The organism is Bacteroides faecis MAJ27 (genome assembly GCF_900106755.1).
Lineage (GTDB): Bacteria > Bacteroidota > Bacteroidia > Bacteroidales > Bacteroidaceae > Bacteroides > Bacteroides faecis.
Window position 1 is genome coordinate 1 of the sequence record NZ_FNNN01000023.1, and the last position, 18021, is coordinate 18021.

The 18021-nt window shown below is 38.1% G+C and carries 16 protein-coding genes; all 16 read right to left on the reverse strand.

What is annotated here, in order from left to right:
* Positions 1–466: 466 nt before the first annotated feature.
* Positions 467–1510, reverse strand: coding sequence for a glycosyl hydrolase family 18 protein (locus BLW31_RS17770; RefSeq protein ID WP_029425078.1), 1044 nt, complete (start codon positions 1508–1510; stop codon positions 467–469).
* 39 nt (positions 1511–1549) lie between these two features.
* Complete coding sequence (locus BLW31_RS17775; protein WP_143040765.1) at positions 1550–3499, reverse strand: discoidin/SUN/FTP domain-containing protein; 1950 nt, start codon at positions 3497–3499, stop codon at positions 1550–1552.
* Positions 3500–3556: 57 nt separating this feature from the next.
* Positions 3557–4030 (reverse strand): hypothetical protein, encoded by a 474-nt coding sequence (locus tag BLW31_RS17780; RefSeq protein WP_010535660.1) that lies wholly within the window; start codon positions 4028–4030, stop codon positions 3557–3559.
* Between the two features lie 116 nt (positions 4031–4146).
* Positions 4147–4695, reverse strand: coding sequence for a DUF5043 domain-containing protein (locus BLW31_RS17785; protein ID WP_010535659.1), 549 nt, complete (start codon positions 4693–4695; stop codon positions 4147–4149).
* A gap of 13 nt (positions 4696–4708) precedes the next feature.
* Positions 4709–6226 carry a hypothetical protein gene (locus tag BLW31_RS17790; protein WP_010535658.1) on the reverse strand — a complete coding sequence of 506 codons (1518 nt, stop codon included), beginning with the start codon at positions 6224–6226 and terminating at the stop codon, positions 4709–4711.
* Positions 6227–6295: 69 nt separating this feature from the next.
* A complete protein-coding gene (locus BLW31_RS17795; protein ID WP_010535657.1) occupies positions 6296–6841 on the reverse strand; it encodes a DUF5043 domain-containing protein in 546 nt (181 codons plus the stop codon).
* A gap of 173 nt (positions 6842–7014) precedes the next feature.
* Positions 7015–7533 (reverse strand): hypothetical protein, encoded by a 519-nt coding sequence (locus BLW31_RS17800; protein ID WP_010535656.1) that lies wholly within the window; start codon positions 7531–7533, stop codon positions 7015–7017.
* Between the two features lie 83 nt (positions 7534–7616).
* Positions 7617–8159 (reverse strand): DUF5043 domain-containing protein, encoded by a 543-nt coding sequence (locus tag BLW31_RS17805; protein WP_010535655.1) that lies wholly within the window; start codon positions 8157–8159, stop codon positions 7617–7619.
* Between the two features lie 2 nt (positions 8160–8161).
* Entirely contained in the window at positions 8162–9706 is a 1545-nt protein-coding gene (locus tag BLW31_RS17810) for a hypothetical protein (RefSeq protein WP_010535654.1), read from the reverse strand.
* A gap of 132 nt (positions 9707–9838) precedes the next feature.
* Positions 9839–10381: a DUF5043 domain-containing protein gene (locus tag BLW31_RS17815; RefSeq protein ID WP_010535653.1), complete on the reverse strand. Its 543-nt coding sequence runs from the start codon at positions 10379–10381 to the stop codon at positions 9839–9841.
* Between the two features lies 1 nt (position 10382).
* On the reverse strand, positions 10383–10790 hold the full coding sequence (locus BLW31_RS17820) for a hypothetical protein (RefSeq protein WP_010535652.1): 408 nt from the start codon (positions 10788–10790) through the stop codon (positions 10383–10385).
* Positions 10791–10798: 8 nt separating this feature from the next.
* Complete coding sequence (locus BLW31_RS17825) at positions 10799–11935, reverse strand: hypothetical protein (RefSeq protein ID WP_229035661.1); 1137 nt, start codon at positions 11933–11935, stop codon at positions 10799–10801.
* A 22-nt stretch (positions 11936–11957) separates the two neighbouring features.
* Positions 11958–13679: an O-antigen ligase family protein gene (locus tag BLW31_RS17830; RefSeq protein ID WP_010535650.1), complete on the reverse strand. Its 1722-nt coding sequence runs from the start codon at positions 13677–13679 to the stop codon at positions 11958–11960.
* A gap of 145 nt (positions 13680–13824) precedes the next feature.
* A complete protein-coding gene (locus BLW31_RS17835; protein WP_010535649.1) occupies positions 13825–14946 on the reverse strand; it encodes a DUF4971 domain-containing protein in 1122 nt (373 codons plus the stop codon).
* 85 nt (positions 14947–15031) lie between these two features.
* A complete protein-coding gene (locus tag BLW31_RS17840; protein WP_010535648.1) occupies positions 15032–16513 on the reverse strand; it encodes a BACON domain-containing protein in 1482 nt (493 codons plus the stop codon).
* A gap of 25 nt (positions 16514–16538) precedes the next feature.
* A complete protein-coding gene (locus tag BLW31_RS17845; RefSeq protein ID WP_029425074.1) occupies positions 16539–18008 on the reverse strand; it encodes a BACON domain-containing protein in 1470 nt (489 codons plus the stop codon).
* Positions 18009–18021: the final 13 nt, after the last annotated feature.

Sequence of the window (18021 nt, forward strand, 5' to 3'; positions counted from 1 at the left end):
CATGTGCAGTCATATAAGTAGGAATTGATTAATATGAAAGCAAAGATATGAAGAAGTAGAATTAAAGAAAAGACGGCATCGCCGAGACGCTTACTAAAAACAGCTTTAATTTGGCTTATCTCTCATCCTTTTTTAGAGTATCTCTCATTCCCTTTTCTTTTGTAAGTAGATAATTTGAGGGTTAATATCTCATATATCGGTTTCAAATTACAGGTACTTTGTAGCTAGGATACCTTATATCTTTGCCATATTAAGCCTGCATACTTCTGTTTTCTTACCGACATCTTCATCGTTCCACTCGGGTGAAACGATTGTGCCACTAAAGTAGAGAGATCTGTTTACGTTAGTGATGAGATCAGACCACTCGGGTGGAACGATGAAGATCTCCTATTAAAAATCTGATAACAATAGGTGAAAAGCACCACAGGATAGGGTCTTTTGCATGAGAAAAAGCGGTAAAGCTTATCTATTCCATCATTTCTCTGCCTACAACGTTTATGAGTTTTAAGTCATAGTTATCATCGTGGGCATCTTGGAATAATTGCCAGATCATCACGCCGGCATAATCGTTTTCTTTGATGAACTTACATTTGTTGGCTATAGTAGGGCGACCGTTATAATAAGTCTTGCCTATATTATCCTTGTCTGCAGCTTCATTTCCAAGATGTTTGAGTATGCCGCTGTAACGAATTCCACGTACATCGTCTACTGCGCCTTGCAGACTTTCCTCCCAGGAATATCCATAAAAAGGAAGTCCTCCTACTATTTTACTTTTGGATGCCCGGCATTGCTCGTTCCAGTATTTGAGGTCTTTTACAAAGTCCTCGTAAGAGGCATGCTGAACCGGAGTGTCAGTAAACGCTCCACGGTCATAACTCATCAGGTTGATATAGTCGAAGTATTGCTCCCATTCGGTTCCGTAATTAAGCCAGCGGCTGTTGACTGCACAAGTCATCAGCATACCTTTCTCTTTAGCCAGATATAAACCTCTGGCAAAAACCAATAACGAAGGGAAGTTCTTATCCCAGTTGTCATACTCCTCATAATCAATGTCGAAGCCATCCAGCTTGTATTCTTTGGTGAATGCAATCACCTGCTGTATCAGTTCCTTTCTGGCTTTCGGATCGTTGATGGCAGCCGTAAATTCTCCCGGACTGTTCTTTGCCAGTGATATCAGTATCTTGACATTATGTTTGTGGGCTGTTTCCCGTACACTTTCAATTCTTTCCCGGACAGGATCAATGTTCAGAGTGCCATCTGCTTTTACCCTTGCAAAGCTGGCATTGATATGTGTCAGATATTTCCATTCTATCGAAGGGAATAAACTTTCAAATTCCCAATCATCGAGCGGGAGATAGCCGATAACTACTTTCTGAGTGACTTCCGGTTGGGGCTGAGGCTGCGGTTGAGGCACATTGGGCTCTTGTGGGTTGTTGGTACTGGAAGAGGGTCCGCAACTAGTGAATAAAATGCTTACAACTGTTAATAATACGTATAATAAATTTCTCATAATGAATTGATATTAAGTGAATATTGCTTTTTTACTAGTTTATAACCAAATGATTTTTCCATCTTCATAAAGGAAGATTCTATGATGTTCTTGAGTATTTTTACTGCAGTGACTTAGTCTCAATAATGCCTTTCGGGGGACATTGTTGAATATAAGATAGCTGCCATTCCCTTCTTTGCGTTCAATTGTACGCCACTCATTTTCCCAATATGATAATTCATATGTGTTCGACTTGCCAAGCCATGATCTTATATAGGGACTTATTCCTATGGCAGATAATTTGTATTCATTATTTAAATCAAAATCAATATATCCTTTGGAGACTTCTCCACTGAAGGCGGTATCACTCAATCCGTCAATTAGCATTTCCGGTTTCTCATCTTCGTTATTATGCGGTAAAGGAGACAGGATTTGAATGCCGGTGATCAGTTTGTCTGCACTATAAAATGAAAGTTCTCCCAGAGCAATGCCGGGCGATGGTAAATAAAGCCGGACAAATCGATAAGACATCGGGTCGTCTATTCTGAAAAGTTGATGTTGTATCTGTAATGTATCAGTGATGGTATACAATAGTTTATCTTTTTTCCCGTTTTTCATTCCCCAGAGTTCGCCTCCTTTTAATGAAGTCAGATTCTTCCTGTTCTCGTTGAACGGTACTTGACCCGCAAAATTGCGAATTACGACTTGTCCCTTTTCTCCGTTGGCAGACAGACTTTGCAGGGTACCGTCGGATTTTAACCAGAACGGCTGTCCTGCCGGTATGCTTTTCCCTTTTACATAATAAGTAGGAAGGTATACAATATCTTTGCCCATTTTGTCGAATGTCACTTGTTGGTCTTTTATCTTGCCCCACTGAACAGGAATCCAGTCTTGATAGTTGTAAACTGATAAATAAGCATAGCCGGGGATCGGATTAATGGAATCTGTATTCAATATCACTCGTATATCTTGGGTTTCAAAATATTCAGAAGATACGTCTGTTTTCTTTTCATTCAGAAATAGAGGCGGAATATCCTCACGTACAACTTTCTTATCGGATAATGGGCCTTCCGTATGATTGGAGAAAGTCTTGCGATAGACTTTGGGTAGTCTGAACTTCCCCCAAAAGCTATCGTATGATTTGTTATTATAAATACGTTTATATTTCCAACGGTCGTCATCCCAGAATGCTTCAAAAGCATAAGACTCCCCGTTTACAATGATCACGTTCCAGCTGTGCCCTCCGTTGCGATTGCCCCATACGGGAACGAAATCTACGGCGGCAGCCATTCCTACAGATGAAAGTAGCAAGGAGTTGAACCAGCATCGCTGTTCGCATGTACCGGTTTTTATCTTTTCGAATGTAGATGCTGTTAATATTGGGATGAGTGGAACATAGTAGGGAGAATGAACGATATCTTTATAAAGAAACAATAAAGAGTCGGTCTCCTCCATGACATTCTTTCCATGTGTTGTATAAAAGTCTTTATGATGCCGTCGATAATACCTGTCTCTTGAATTGTCGATTACCAACCCGTTCTCTCTTCGATATGGCAAGATATATTCACAAAAATCATGAAAGGAACAATTTTGTGTATATACGTTTCCTTTCCATGCTTTGAATGCCATTTCTATTTCAGAAATAATAGTCGAAGCTGTTAAGTGCTCTGCATCACACATCCTTTTTACCGTTAATTCGTCAGAGTATACAAAACAGAATACTTGCCATAAACTGTCAATTTCTTCTCCGCATTTCTTATTTATTTCATAATTGTACTTCTTTCTGACATTGTCGTATATCTTGTAAAAAGGGGCATATACAGTTTGCAAGCTGGAGTCATCGGCGTATGATCCCTGCATGTTGGAGATTAGAAACTTGGCAGCTTCAAGTTTCAACGAGTCGTTTGCGTAATGTTTTAAAACCTTTTGCAGTTCCGAACGGTTTTCTTTGGCGGATGACAACGTTTTGTCTAAAGGACCTTTTGGAGTGCAAGAAACTAGTAGAAGCATTCCGGAAATATATAAATAATTTAACCATTTCTTTTTCATCATCCTATCTTTTAAGGTCTATTCCCAATAAAATGTATACTCCTTTTCGTAGAGTTCTTTATTCCGTTTTCCATTGTCATCTCTTTTAAAAGTCCAACTATAAACTACACAATGTAATTGTATCTTATATATTGAATCCAAGTCTTTTACATATCCTCCTTTTTTTAGCTCTAATAAACTGATATTACTTTTTTTAATTTCTCCCGGGAGGAAATTAAGATATAACTCTGTTGGATGATACATACATCTGCTATAGCCTATTTTTTTATTGTTCTTATCATAAATATTAAGATCGTAAAAACTTCCTGTATCGCTACCGTCATTCGTTTGGGAATGCCGGAGAATAGCTTCAAGATTCTTATCGTTGTTTTTGAAAGTAAATGTCAGGCATTTCTTTTCTTTGTCAAATGTAACATCGAGGCTCATTTGACGCTGTTGACACATTATTGGTAACATTGTAATTAGTAATACTGTTGTAATAATTGTTTTCATTGTATTTATATGTGCTGATTGTCGAAATTTTAATATCTATAATAAGAGACTATTCTATCTTAGAATAACCTCTTATTATAGAAACTGCTTTTATCACCATTAAAGCTAAAGATAGGCTATTTAGGTTCTATTGCCCACCATTGGTATACATAATTCAATGTTTTAGCCAAGGGGGTTAATGTATACTTTAGACCAATTAACTTGGTCTCTATTTGACGGTAAATAGAGACGGGTATAGTGGCATAAGGTGTGAAATCGGCAAAATTAAAAAGAACTTCGCTTATTCTTCCTGTTTCAGAATCGGTATAAGTAATTATTGTAAGTTCCCATCCTTTCATCTTTCCTTTATAGTTGATAAACGCATTATTAACAATTACTTTGAAAATAGAGTCATTATAAGTCTCATTCTTATCTTTAACGTATAAGGGGGTATAATTTTCTGGAGTTACATAAAATGGGGTATTTGTGCCTTTCTTCATTTGTTTTATGTATGTCCATTTATTATTCTTGTTATACAAATTTATATCCCCGCTCTCAGTATCTACATCGCATTGATAGATGTATCCCTGCTCGTTAAAAGTTTTAGTTGTTGTATAATAATTTGTTTGAGCAATAGCCAATGAAACATTATACAATAGGCTGATTAATATAAATATATTTTTCATATTTCTTTGTTTATTATTGATACAAACTTCTTAAATTGTTGAAATTATCTAATCCTTTTCTGCTATTAAGCCAAGGATAATCAATATTATCATACCCCACGTCTCTGAAGTCACTTATAATTTTAGGAATTATTTTTTGCAATTTTCCAGCAGTTATCCCAGGTCGTAAATTGCCAAACTCATCGATATACCTTACCAAAAGACGTGTTGCATTCCATCTAGAGTCATTCTTACTCTTTTCATACCACCAAGTCCTTTCGCTTTCCTCCAAACTATTTATATATATTTGCTGAATGAGATGTGCTTCGAATTCTTGATTCAACTGCGTTGCATTCCATGTTTCTTGCTCTGTATATGATTGGAGAGCATGAACCATCTCATGCAAAAGAGCACTGCTAGTTATATCCATTCTCATTTTAATACCTCCTAAACCAGGATCGAAATTACTATTCATATTGTCACTAACAAATTGAATAATCAAAGTTTTTCCTTTAAGTGCTTCTTGTAATTTGTGATATAATGCTTCACCAATCTTGGTCTTAGTCATTTTATCAAGTAGATTCTCAATTGTTTTCCAGCTATTATCTGTCATATTGGAATTACGAAATATCGCTTTTGCTTTAGGAGCCACTGGTTGATAACCTCCTCCAACGCCACCACCACTATCTACTTCTGGAGGAAACCATGTATGGGCATTACCATTTTCATCATGGTATATGTTGTTGCATACTAATTTGGTTTCATATTTTGTTCGAGTACGGCACTCGATACCGAAGCCGATTCCGTATTCAGGATCTTCATAAATAAATGGTGTACATTCATCATATTCAACAAAGACACTTTCATAATGACATTCTGAACTTTCGCTACGTGTATCCGCAGTAGCTTGCATTTTTAGTCCTTCTTCTGTCCCCTGGCTAATCGTTGCTACGATTTTTCCATTTTCATATTGCCAACCATTAACTAAGCCACCTTCCGGTTCATAGAAGTAAACACTGCCACTTAGATCAGGAGCACGATACAAGTAACTATTATCTTCAAAGTGTTTAGCTTTCATAAGATAGTCATAAGTACCTACGATATGCATTACAAAATTGATGATTTCCCCTGTTTCCAGATTCTTGATGATCACCATTCGGGATATGTTTCGTATCTTTCCGCGCTCTGTGTCCTTACATTTCTCCATGGTTTCACTATCCATCAAGACTGCGCCTCCTCTTGTCAGTAGAGGAACTTCCACTACTTCAAACTTTCCTTTTCGATTTTCGTAGCCCTTCTTCCAATGCAGCTTAGTCATTAACTCGAAATGAGTAGCAACAGAGCGGGTAGTAACTACAGGTGTCTGATGAGCTTCGTACCAACTCCGTGCTACATCTATACTCAGCTCACGGTTTTTACCTTTAATAATTTTTCCTGTCGTTTCCCGTGAGTCCAGATCTGTTTCGTCCTGTAAGCAGGAATACAGCATCAGACCAAAGACAAGAAGTCCGACAAGGTAACAAACAGGTCGTTTGATTCTTTTTGTTTTCATCTTTTTTATTGTTAAATAGAAATAGCTTATTATAAAAGCGGCTCTCAAAATTACTATTGAGACTACAGATTACTTAGGTTCTATTGGCCACCATTGGTATACATAGTTCAATGTTTTAGCCAAGGGGGTTAATGTATACTTTAGACCAATCAATTTGGTCTCTATTTCACGATAAACTGATACGGGTACTGTAGCATAAGGAGTAAAATTGGGAAAATCAAAGATAACTTCACTAATTCTTCCTGTTTCAGAGTCAGTACAAGTAATAATGATCAGTTCGAATCCTTTCATCTTTCCTTTATAATTAGCAAAAGCATTATTAACAATTACTTTGAAAATGGAATCATTATAAGCCTTACTCTTGTCATTAACATATAACGGGCTGAAGTTTTCTGGTGTTACATAAAATGGAGTATTAGAACCTTTTTTCATTTGGTCTACGTATGTCCATTTATTGTTCTTATTATATAATGTAACGCCTCTTCCTTTAACTACGTCACATTGATAAGTATATCCCTGTTCGTTAAAAGTTTTAGTTGTTGTATAATAATTTGTTTGAGCAAGAGTCAATGAAACATTATACAATAGGCTGATTAATATAAATATATTTTTCATATCTTTTTTACTTTGTATTATATAGCATAACTACATTGGTCGATGTTAATTAATAGCCTACCCCTTATGTGTATGATATAGCAGGATATTTTCTTGGGAAAATAAATGCTTTCCCAAGAAAATATTTTTAGGTTATGTTTTTTGAACTTTAGTTATACTTTGAATCCTTTGCATTAATCTAGATTTAATAGATCGTATGGTACATAGCGTTCGAAAAATAATATGTCTTTAATGTCAGACGTGTTACGATTAAAAGTTGCTTTATCTTCTGTTCTCATTATCTTCTCAAATTTTTCAATTGCTTTTATCGGTATCGTAATTGATGAATTATGAAAGACTGTTATCCACTTAATTTTTCCAGAGGTCAATTCATAAAAGTATGAGATAGCTAAGAAAGAGTTTTCAGAAGTTATATTTTCTTTAATTTCTGATTTGAGATATTTCTTCACATACTCTTTGTCATTGAGTATTGTTTTTATAGGCCATACCTTATATTCTTTTACTGCTACATCAGGAGATGCTACTTTTTCAAAAGATATTTCTGCTCTATATATAAACTTACTTTTGTCTCCTTTCCTTATTTCATAAGTTTCTGTTTCTCCTTTTTCTTGATAGACGACTTTTTCTGTTATCTGGCCTATGACATTTAAAGTGAATGTCATGAGGGTAAAAATGAGACTAACTGTTTTCATGTTTTTTGTTGTTAAATAGGAATAGATAATCTTAAACAAGAGGTTATTCTATTTCGGAATAGCCTCTCGTTATTTGCCTATGGCTATTCGGGAGAAACATCAATCCAATAAAGAATATAATTTAGTTTTTTACCTTCTGTTGTGGGCTTAAAACTCAACTTCTGTTTGATACCCAATTCTATATTACGATACACAGAAATAGGAATGGTGGCATAAGAACCTATACTAAAAAATTCAAAAGCTACTTCATCTATTTTTCCGGTATCTGGATTAATATACATAGATAATACAAATTTAGATCCTTTAACCCGTTGTTTCTCTGTACTGGAAAAGGCTTTATTAATAATAGATTTACAAGTGTAGATAAAGTCGTTATTAACGGTTTCTATGATATCAGGTGTATCATCATACATTATAAAATGTTCTCCTGTACTGCGAATTATTTGGGGAGTATATATCCATTTATCGCCTTTTTTATAAAGAGTTACCATGCCTGATTCTCTCACATCACATTGATAAATGTAATCATTTTCTGTAAATGTTTTAGTTTGGGTGTAGTAACTTGGCTGTGCAAAAAGATATAAGGTGCAGGATATCAAATAAATAAATGTAATAAATGTTTTCATATTCAACAGTTTCTAGTTAATTCTCGTATATTTTCAAAATTTACTATTCCAACTCTGCCTAAATCCAGAGTGTATTTACTTTCTGGATATCCATTTGATTGCAAGGCAGGAATCACTACGTTCAGAAGTTCTAATTCCAAATTATATAGCTTTGTGTTTGGTTGCAGATTTCCCTTTCTATCAATCAGGTTATTCAGATTCGCTATTGCCTTCCAGCGCAGATGTTGCATATCTCGCTTTTTCCAATAGCTGTCACTGGTATATTCTGGTAAGCTACTCTGGTAAAGATACTGTGCATAATGCGTTTCTATTTCCATATTTAATTTAGCACTGCTCATACTATCATAAGTTTCTCTGTATGATTGATATGCATGAAGCATTTCATGGAAGAAATCACCACTTGTGGAAGCTGTGGTTAATCTTATTCCGCTTCCGTTTAAATCGAAACTAGAGTTTTTATCTTTGGTAAATTGAATCGCTAAAGTTTTTCCTTTTAGTGATTCTTTTAATCCATTGTATAGGGCTTTTCCCATACAGCTTTTTGTAATCTTTTCCAGCTTTTCTTCGATCACTTTCCAGTTTTCTTTTGTCATACTTGAATTGCGGAATATCTCTTTGGCTTTAGGAGCTATTGGTTGTGGTTGATAACCTCCTCCACCACCTCCACTCGTATTTTCATTAGGATCCCATTGCCCGCCAATATTACTATCTTCTTCATAAGTAGGTGTTTCGATGCATACTTGTACTTTTTCCCATGTTCCCACCTTGCGACATTCAGAACCGAAGCTGAGACCGTATTCTGGATCTTGATAGGTAAATCCATTACATTCATTATGTTCCATATAGACCGATTCAGTGTGGCATACTGGTTTTAATACCATACCACGTGTATCTATGGTATCCTGCATTCTTGAACCTTCTTCTGTCCCCTGGCTGATTGTAGCTACAATCTTTCCATCTTCGTATTGCCAGCCGTTGACCAAACTACCTTCCGGTTCATAGAAGTAAACACTACCGCTAAGGTCAGGAGCTCGGTACAAGTAACTATTATCTTCAAAGTGTTTAGCTTTCATAAGATAGTCATAAGTGCCTACGATGTGCATCACAAAATTGATTATTTCTCCTGATTCCAAATTCTTGATGATCACCATTCGGGAGATGTTGCGTATCTTTCCCCTTTCTGTTTCCTTATATTTTTCCATGGTTTCACTATCCATCAAGACTGCGCCTCCTCTTGTCAATAGAGGGACTTCCACTACCTCAAACTTTCCTTTTCGATTCTCGTAGCCTTTCTTCCAATGCAACTTAGTCATTAATTCGAAATGGGTAACAACAGAGCGGGTAGTAACTACAGGTGTCTGATGAGCTTCGTACCAACTCCGTGCTACATCTATACTCAGCTCACGGTTTTTACCTTTAATAATTTTTCCTGTCGTTTCCTGTGAGTCCAGATCTGTTTCGTCCTGTAAGCAGGAATACAGAATCAGACCAAAGATAAGTAGTACGACAAGGTAACAAACAGATCGTTTGATTCTTTTTGTTTTCATGTTCTTAGATTTTAGTGAATACTTATTTTAGCTGATTTTCAAAAATCCTCCGTAATTCTCTATGCGCCTCATAGGTTTCAAAACCGTATACTTTTACTTTTTTGATAAGGTGCCTCATTGGCGCAGTTTCTTTTATTTCACTTCATGCCTCCAGCCTAAAAATATGTAATTATATTTGGCGCCTTCCTTTGTAGGTGTAAACCAGATATTTTTTTTCAATTCTGCCTCTATATTGTGATATACAGAAACAGGAATTGTTGCATAAGGACCAAAAGATACAAATTGATATTCTACTTCTGCAATTTTACCATCATCTGGATTGATATATAAAATAATCGTCAACGCTTTACCTTTGACCCTCTGTTTCTCTATACTTGAGAAAGCATTATTAATGATGGAAAAACATTTAGGTTTAGTCCATGTTTCTCTTTTAATATGCTCTTCATTTTCTTCGGCTATAGTTATCGTTTTACCTGTGCTCTTATTGATTTGATCTGCATAAGTAAACTTATTTTCCTTGTTGTAAAGTCTTACAAATTTGGCTTTATCAATTACATCACATTGATAAGTGTAACCTTCTTCATGAAATGTTTTAGTCTTGTCATAATTTGAAACTTGAGCAGAGATTTCTATTATTATAGACACAAGCCCAATAAATATAATCATCCTTTTCATACTAGCAATTTTTAGTAATTTCTCTTAGATTTGCAAAATTAGATTGAATATCCCGATTGCTGTCATATTTATAATCTTTGTATTCAATAGTTCTTTTAAAAGCCTCAACAATGTTAAATTCAACGAATGAATTAACAAGCTCTTGGTCCATTCCTTCATGCAAATAACCTTTGTCATCTAGATAATCATTCAGGGTCATTACTGCAAGATGACGCCTGCTTTTTTTCACTTCAACAGCTTGCCTCCACTCACAGACATCATATTCCAAAGAGCCCTTTAAATAAAGGTATTGTGCATAATGTGCTTCTATGTCAAGATTCATTCTCGCATTAACAAATGATGTATAATTCTTTTCATTTTGGTATTGATAGGCATGTAGCATTTCATGAAATAGTTCATTGCTATCCATATTCTTGTTTAATTTGAGCGTTCGAGTACTGGGGTCATATATTGCTTCCTTTTCTTCCAAAATCGGAAGGATATAAAATTTCCATTTAGTGCAGTACTGTTGTATAATTTTTTATACAAATTTCCTCCCATACAATCATCAGTCAATTTATCTAACATATCCTCTAATTTCTTCCATTCTTCGTCAGACATATTATGATTTGTGAATAATTTCTTAGCTTTGGGGGCTATTGATTGTGGTTGATAACCTCCTCCACCACCTCCACCTGTGTTTTCATTGGGATCCCATTGTCCGCCAGTATTACCATCTTCTTCATAAGTGGGTACTTCGATACATACTTCCACTGTTTCCCATGTTCCCACCTTGCGGCATTCAGCACCGAAACTAAGACCGTATTCCGGATCCTGATAGGTAAATCCATTGCATTCATTATGTTCCACATAGACCGATTCTGTGTGGCATACTGGTTTTAATACTATACCACGTGTATCTATTGTATCTTGCATGCTTGAACCTTCTTCTGTCCCCTGGCTTATTGTAGCTACAATTTTTCCATCTTCGTATTGCCAACCATTAACCAGGGCACCTTCCGGTTCATAGAAGTAAACACTGCCGCTTAGATCGGGAGCCCGGTACAGGTAACTATTGTCTTCAAAATGTTTTGCTTTCATAAGATAGTCATAAGTACCTACGATGTGCATCACAAAATTGATGATTTCCCCTGTTTCCAGATTCTTGATGATCACCATTCGAGAGATGTTTCGTATCTTTCCGCGCTCTTTTTCCTTATATTTTTCCATAGTTTCACGATCCATTAAAACTGCACCTCCTCTTGTCAATAGAGGGACTTCCACTACTTCAAACTTTCCTTTTCGATTTTCGTAGCCTTTCTTCCAATGCAGCTTAGTCATTAACTCGAAATGGGTAACAACAGAGCGGGTAGTAACTACAGGTGTCTGACGAGCCTCGTACCAACTCCGTGCTACATCTATACTCAGCTCACGGTTTTTACCTTTAATAACTTTCCCTGTCGTTTCCTGTGAGTCCAGATCTGTTTCGTCCTGTAAGCAGGAATACAGCATCAGACCAAAGGCAAGAAGTCCGACAAGGTAACAAACAGGTCGTTTGATTCTTTTTGTTTTCATGTTCTTAGATTCTAGTGAATAATTATTGTAGCTGATCTTCGAAAATTCTTCGTAATTCTCTATGCATTTCATAGGTTTCAAAACCGTATACTTTTACTTTTTCAGTAAGCACTTCATTGGCAAGTCGGTTTGCTTCAGAGATACGCTTTTGCTGATAGTACATGAGAGCTAACTTGTATCGTGCTTTCTGTCGGGAGGGTACCATAAAGTGAGCTGCCCAATAAGCTGTTTCAGCCTCTTTTATTTTGTCTGTACGTTGTAGAGCGTCGCCTTTAAGAATATAGGTATGTGTGCTTGGATATAATTGTTCCCAATAAGTGATCTTATCCAGTAAGATGCTGTCTCTCTGTGATTTGTAAAGAGTATGACAATAGTATGGCCAAAATATTGTTTCATTCTTCATTGCTGTTTCCAGCTGTGAAAGGCTCGTTATAATTTCTTCCGGTGATTGGCTGGAAGTACGATGGGATATTTGATATAATTCCCGGTGGCATTGAAATATTTTTATCAGTAAAGCTTCCTGTCCTGCTATGGCAAGGAAAATGACTGCTTTCAGAAATATATATTTGTGAGGAAGTTGTTTAATTACACATTCTCTTTGTCTGTTGGACATTTCTGCTAGTGCTATAGTCATAACAGCCAGAATCGGGAAAGTCTGATCGGGATAAGAAAATAATCCCCAGACAAGTCCGGCTATGTATATCGCCTGGGCGGATAAAGATTGTATCTCGCTTTTCTTATACGAGAAAATGCAATATAATATTCCAATATAAAGTAGCAATCCTGCAATTCCATATTCTACTGTCCAGCGTAAAGGTTCGTTGTAGACATAGTGGTTATTATCTGCTAACTGTTTTTCATATATGCTTCCTTCTTTTTTCAGATATTCACTTTGAAAATGCATATAGTTGGCAGTAAAGCCATGAGGACCAAAGCCGGTAAAAGGCTTCTCTTTTATCATTTGTGCGGTAACTTTCCAGATCAGTATTCTTCCATCAGCTGAGGCCGGTTTGAACTGATATAGCAAGTACGAAAGTAGCGCAATTGTAATCAAGGTTGATATACCCCATCGAAAAGAGATTGAAAAGCGACTATAAATGGAATAGCTGATGATAGCTAATACTGCTATCCAGGCGGAACGACAGTGAGTAAGCCACAATATGGGCAGAGCTATAATACACGTAAGAAAACTCACTAAATAAGTATATCTATGGATTGCATCTGACTTGAAATGCGATAATACCATTATCGGAGCACTCAGTAACAAGCATAATATTCCGGCATAAATTGTAGGGTTGCCATAAGGACCTGTTATATCAAAATGAGGATGATGGGAGGGAAGTATATGCAGTATCTGCATATAACCGATAATTGACAGGACTAAGGTAGTTATGAGGATGATAGTATATAAGAGAGTGCCATTTAATCCTCCTGTCTGACGTATGCTCCAATATAGTATGATCAGAGCAAAACGGGCTAACCCGAAAAGGTTAGAGGTAGGAGGATAAAAGTATATGTTCCCCACCGCTATTAAAATAACTAATAAGTCTATAATAGTTAGTCGGTGAATGAATTGTTTAGTGGGATAGAAAGCTGCAATACCTATTACTGTCGCTAGGAATGTACAGGTAAACAAGAATGATTGATGAGGAACATCAGGTATTTCTTTTATCGGATTGAATAATAAGCCTAATAAAAGGAATCCGATAAGTAAGGATACTATATTTTTTCTGGTTATTGCCATCTTTGTTTTTAGGCTTGATTTTCATTATAGTATATCAAATACTTCCTAATAATGGAATTGGTGTCAATAAAGCGAAAAGAGGAGATTATATAAACCTCCTCTTTTCTTTAGAAGTTCCTAAAAACCTTGGCTCTTACCTTAAAACCTATTTATCTAACTTGGTTATTTTCACCCAGTCAATTTCCATGATGGCAGGTAAGTTGGCATCATCGATAGGGCCTGCCCATGAGCCCTCTCTGTCTCCTCCCAATCCCATGTTCAGGATGAGGTAGAATGAAGAGTCTTTCGTAAACGGCCATTGCTTCATTTCCGCTTCATTCTCCAGTTTCAGGTTCGAATAAGAGAAAGTTTCCTGACCATTGACGAAGAAAGTCAGCTTGTCTTCGCTCCATTCTAAAGCGTAGATGTTCCAGTCTTGATAATTGCAAGTTACTTGTGCGGTGTTGGACGGATCTTTGATGTTCAAATCATACGTGTAGTGAGTATGTATCGTATGATGGATTACGGATTCTTGTTTTACATGTTCCATGATATCGATTTCTCCGCAATTCGGCCATCCGTCATAGATATACTTCTTCGGCATCATCCAGATAGCAGGGAATGCGCCGTTGGGGTAACTGGTGATTTTTGCTTTTACTTCCACCCGTCCGAAGGTGAAGTCAAACTTGCCTTGTGTCTCGATACCTCCGGCTTTGTATTCGTCGCCAATTTTTTCAGCTTTGAGTATCAGTCTGCCGTCTTTTACGTAAGCCTGGTCATAGCTTTCGGACATTTCGTCGTTCCAGTCGGAACCTGCTTTCTGGCAGAGTACCCATTTGGTCGGGTCCGGATTGCCGTCCACATCGAACTCGTCCATGAAGAGAACGTCCTTCATGGTGTCGTCAAACTTGGTCAGTACAATAGTATAGGTCGTTGTCTGATTGTCTTCGGTGGTGACGGTCACTGTCTGCTCTTTTTTCCAGTTGTGTACAAATGTTGCCGGGTCCGGTGAGATGGTGGCTCCGTCGCTCATTAGCGTATAGTCTACGCCGGTGATGGTATTGGCATCCTCGATCGTACCGATTTCCACTCTGTGGGTTGTCTGGTCTATCTTCCCATGATAATAGGAAGTCGTATTCGCTGACACATTATTTATTGCTACGGCAAAAGCGGTGAGCGGATATTTTTTTTCCGGAGTGATGTAATTGGTCTCATCATCCGAACAGGCAGCAGTGGAAAATCCGATGATTGCCATGTTCAGTATAAGTAATATTTTTCTTTTCATCATACTCTTTTTCTTTTTATTGATTTTTGAGTTTGTTAGAAGCGATTGCCTGATTGGGGGAGTTCAGGCAATCACTATCTTTAGAGAATTAGTCTCCCCATACTAGTGGAGCGATGTATTCCCATTTAGTCAGTGTGGCACTGCCGCCGGAAATTGTCATCGAGAAATTACCACCATCTTTGGTATCCGAGAATGGTACTTTGTAAGTATCACTTGTACCGTTAGCGTCTATCACACCGTCGCTGGTTGCTTTTCCTATGACTGTACCGTTGAGAATCCATTCCGAGTAAATCCATGATTGTGTTGGATCATTGGCATCTATAGCTTCGCGTATCTCGAATGATAATACGTTTGGCTTGCTGGTATCAACATCACGGCCGCTGTTCTCATTGTATACGTCACCGTTCCACGGTCTTGTACTTAATTGAGTCCGTTTGCTCAGAATATGGAAGCGAAGTTCTACGTCTCCTCCATCAAATGCTTTTCCGCTCCAAGAGAAGAAAGTAGTCAGACTGGCGTCGCCAAGCGGTTCCCAATAGAAGCTGTAATGACCCGGCATTAAACCACCCGGTCCGTAGTAAGCACCACTGATGGATCTGTTTACTTCAGTAACCACAGGTCTTTGTGGATTCGCTTGTTTGATCTTGATTGTCTTCATAAGCGGAGTAGCGCCTTCGGCAGCTTTGGTGCTCAGTACGATAATTCCAGTACGGACAGAAGAGCCTTCGTGTGCGTCTACGTTAATTACGATATCGGCAGAACCGTTGAATGAGGTCTTTTCAAAGTGATACCAGGTATCATCTGCTTCGTTTTCTTTGGATACTTCCCATTCTGCATTCGATTCTACGTGGATGGTGAGTTGCTGAGCCTGTTCATACATAGCAAACCACTTGCCGTTTTCCGGTGTATCCGGTGTCAGCAATACACCGTCTTGTATGCATTGTACTTCTCTGGCTATTTTTCCGTGCCGGTCATAGATGGTTACAATACCGGTACGTTGTTCGCCTGTGTTCGGTGAAGCGGTGACAGTGATTTCTCCGTTCATTTCGCCCGATGCTCCGGATTGGATGGAGAGCCAAACATCACCGTCTGTTACTTTAGCAGTCCATTTCTGATTGCTGAGTACGCTGAATGTTTCGCTGTTTCCTTCCTGGTCGATCATATCCACACCTTCTACATTCAGATAAGCAGTACCTTTCTGGGTCAGAACGAATCTTTTTCCGGTCCAGTAGTCACTTTTAATGTTGAGCGTGTCTATACGGTCGTCCAATTCAGTGTTTTCTTTGCAGATAACAGTTACGGTGTAGGTTTCACCTGCCTCACCCGTACTGGGTGAGATGGTGTACCAATCATATTTTCCGAATACTTCCCACGGGTCAGTTGACTTGACCTGGAAGGAGACTGGTTCCGGATTTTTCGCTTCAACCAGATAGGAGTCTTCTACTCTATAGCGCAGGTCTACCCATTTCTCTGCTTCACTGTCATCGCAACTCTGCAATAAAGAGAATGCAGGTAGCAATGTGGCGAGAGAAATGCCTGTAATTATTGATTTTCTGATATTTAATCTCATACTCTTGAATTTTAGGGTTCGGTTATTATTCTACTGGTTCCCATGTGATAGACTTCACGGTGAAATTGGAAGCTTTATTTGTGGTATGCATTCTGAAGTATACAGGTGCTCCCGGTTCGGTTGCATAAGGATCGGTTATGTTATTATCTAATACGGCAACCTCAACACCATCAATAATCAGTTTAAGAACTAATGCGTTCGAACCTTCTTCTTTGTTGACAACAAGGAATTCGATCTTCTTCACTACATTCGTTTGTTCCGATGTCCAGGTAAATGTTTTCTGAGTCCAGTTTAAGCCTGAACCTCCACAAGTAAAGTTACTTTCTTTATTTGCGTAGAAATGCAAATGGAAGTTTGTATTTCCTGAGTTGGGCCACATATTAAACTCAATCCAATCTTCTCCGGTTAAATTGATAGATTCGAAATCGAATGCGAGACGTCCTTTTTTGAATAAATAGTTAGTGACTATTCCACTGCCATAGAGTGTCATGTAACCGGTTTCCTCATCCACAACATAGTTATCTGCTCCTCCTTCTTTCCAGAAAGCAGTACCCTGGCTGATGTCGAACGTAATGCCGTCAAATCCGTCGATGACTTCTTTGGTCTTCATAATGATGTGGCCGACACGGTTTACCATCAGATTATTAGTCGTTGTTGTCGTTACTTTCAACTCTGTTTCACTCAGTGCCTCAGCTTTCAGCCAACTCTGATATTCCTTAGGAACTTCAACTTTCCATTCTTTGTTTGCGCGAATCAGTACAGTCTTTTCCATACCACTGCCTGTTCCGGGCATGCTGATTGTTGTACTTTCGGGATCTTCTTCCAGTTCAATGATCACTCCATTTTGAGTAATGGTAAAGGTGTATTCTTCAAACTCAGTTTTTACAGTCAGCGTGCCTGCTCTCTTGGCGCCTGCATTGGCAGGCAGCGTCACAGTTACGGTTTCTGCTATGGCATCTTCATTACCTGTACCGGATGTTTTGTCGATATTGGAAAGGAAAGCGGTGGAAGGAATGATTTCCCAAGCTTTGTTGGAAGCAATGGTAAAGGTGATGCTGCCGCCTTCTGTCGGTACCAGTTCATCGTAAGGAACCACCACCAGGTCTTCTTTCGAAGCCTGCTCGATAGTAACTACCTTGGTGCCTTCAACGCCTTCTGCCTTGATAGTCAGTTTGGCTGTACGTGCTTTCTTTCCTGTATTGTTTTCCATTGTCACCACAATCTCCGACACCAGTGAGCTGGCTGCACTCATCGAAGGAGTCGGCTTGCACCACTGCTGGTCGCTTTCGATCGTCCAGGGAGTGTTGGAGCTGATATTGAACACTACATTGCTCGGAGAAGTTGCCAAAGCAGTGTAAGACTCCAGAGCATCTATCTGGATATTGAGAGGGCCTTCCGGCTGTGAGTCGATGTCAAACTCCTGGCATGCTACAAAACTGAATGTGCACAGTGCAAGAATCAGTTGCATTAACGTGTTGCTATATAACTTTTTCATATATCTTTTAAAT